Here is a 2,500-nt window from a genome sequence, read left to right as displayed (position 1 = left end):
GCTTTTGTGAGACAAGCGGAACCATCTGGAAAGTTGGGCAAGAATGGGTGACAGCCCCGTACGCGTAATGCGAGCAAAAGTCCTTGAGTAAGGCGGGACACGTGAAATCCTGTCTGAACATGGGGAGACCACTCTCCAAGCCTAAGTACTCGTGCATGACCGATAGCGAACTAGTACCGTGAGGGAAAGGTGAAAAGCACCCCGACAAGGGGAGTGAAAGAGTACCTGAAACCGGTTGCCTACAAACAGATGGAGCCTGAAATGGTGACATCGTACCTTTTGTATAATGGGTCAGCGACTTAGTGTGTCGAGCAAGCTTAAGCCGGTAGGTGTAGGCGTAGCGAAAGCGAGTCTGAACAGGGCGTTCAGTTCGACGCATTAGACCCGAAACCGAGTGATCTAGCCATGAGCAGGTTGAAGGTAAGGTAACACTTACTGGAGGACCGAACCCATAACTGTTGCAATAGTTTGGGATGACTTGTGGCTAGGGGTGAAAGGCCAATCAAACTCGGAAATAGCTGGTTCTCCGCGAAATCTATTTAGGTAGAGCGTCGACCGAATACCCCAGGGGGTAGAGCACTGGATGGGCTAGGGGTCCTCACCGGATTACCAAACCTAACCAAACTCCGAATACCTGGGAGTACTAGTCGGCAGACACACGGCGGGTGCTAACGTCCGTCGTGGAAAGGGAAACAACCCTGACCAACAGCTAAGGTCCCCAAGTTATGGCTAAGTGGGAAAGGATGTGAGGATCCCAAAACAACCAGGATGTTGGCTTAGAAGCAGCCATCATTTAAAGAAAGCGTAACAGCTCACTGGTCTAGATAAGGGTCTTTGCGCCGAAAATGTAACGGGGCTCAAGCCATACACCGAAGCTTTGGGTTTGCACTTTAAGTGCAAGCGGTAGCGGAGCGTTCTGTAAGCTGATGAAGCAGGATCCGTGAGGACCTGTGGAGGTATCAGAAGTGCGAATGCTGACATGAGTAACGTAAGGGGTGTGAGAGACACCCCCGCCGAAAGTCCAAGGGTTCCTGCTTAAAGTTAATCTGAGCAGGGTTAGCCGGCCCCTAAGTCGAGGCAGACATGCGTAGACGATGGGAACCACGTTAATATTCGTGGGCCTGTGGGTAGTGACGGATCATGTGTGTTGTCAGGTCTTATTGGATTGATCTGGCAGCGAAGTGGTCCCAGGAAATAGCTCCCACGTATAGACCGTACCCGAAACCGACACTGGTGGACTGGTAGAGTATACCAAGGCGCTTGAGAGAACTATGCTGAAGGAACTCGGCAAATTGCACGCGTAACTTCGGAAGAAGCGTGACCCTTGTTTACGCAAGTAGATGAGGGTGGCACAGACCAGGGGGTAGCGACTGTTTATCAAAAACACAGGGCTCTGCGAAGTCGCAAGACGACGTATAGGGTCTGACGCCTGCCCGGTGCTGGAAGGTTAAGAGGAGGGGTGCAAGCTCTGAATCGAAGCCCCAGTAAACGGCGGCCGTAACTATAACGGTCCTAAGGTAGCGAAATTCCTTGTCGGGTAAGTTCCGACCTGCACGAATGGCGTAACGACTTCCCCGCTGTCTCCAGCATAGACTCAGTGAAATTGAATTCCCCGTGAAGATGCGGGGTTCCTGCGGTTAGACGGAAAGACCCCGTGCACCTTTACTATAGCTTTACATTGGCATTCGTGTCGGCATGTGTAGGATAGGTGGTAGGCTTTGAAGCATCGGCGCCAGCTGGTGTGGAGCCACCCTTGAAATACCACCCTTATCGTCATGGATGTCTAACCGCGGCCCGTCATCCGGGTCCGGGACAATGTATGGTGGGTAGTTTGACTGGGGCGGTCGCCTCCTAAAGAGTAACGGAGGCGCGCGATGGTGGGCTCAGACCGGTCGGAAATCGGTCGCTGAGTGCAATGGCATAAGCCTGCCTGACTGCGAGACTGACAAGTCGAGCAGAGACGAAAGTCGGTCATAGTGATCCGGTGGTCCCGTGTGGAAGGGCCATCGCTCAACGGATAAAAGGTACGCCGGGGATAACAGGCTGATGACCCCCAAGAGTCCATATCGACGGGGTTGTTTGGCACCTCGATGTCGACTCATCGCATCCTGGGGCTGGAGCAGGTCCCAAGGGTATGGCTGTTCGCCATTTAAAGCGGTACGTGAGTTGGGTTCAGAACGTCGTGAGACAGTTCGGTCCCTATCTGCCGTGGGTGTAGGAATATTGACAGGATCTGTCCCTAGTACGAGAGGACCGGGATGGACGTATCTCTGGTGGACCTGTTGTGGCGCCAGCCGCATTGCAGGGTAGCTATATACGGACGGGATAACCGCTGAAGGCATCTAAGCGGGAAACCCACCTGAAAACGAGTATTCCCTGAGAGCCGTGGAAGACGACCACGTTGATAGGCCGGGTATGGAAGTGCAGCAATGCATGAAGTTTACCGGTACTAATAGCTCGATTGGCTTGATCGTTCTCATTACTTGTGTTCATCGCATCA

The 2,500-nt window shown here is 53.0% G+C and carries 1 rRNA gene (cut by a window edge); it reads left to right on the top strand.

Features of this window, described 5'->3' with window-relative positions:
- Window positions 1–2,474, top strand: a 23S ribosomal RNA gene (locus tag ABLE86_RS22730); it begins 326 nt to the left of the window's first position.
- Window positions 2,475–2,500 lie beyond the last annotated feature (26 nt).

The organism is Mesorhizobium sp. KR2-14 (assembly GCF_040049255.1).
In the GTDB taxonomy this organism is placed as follows: domain Bacteria; phylum Pseudomonadota; class Alphaproteobacteria; order Rhizobiales; family Rhizobiaceae; genus Pseudaminobacter.
This window is presented reverse-complemented; position numbering and strand designations above follow the sequence as displayed.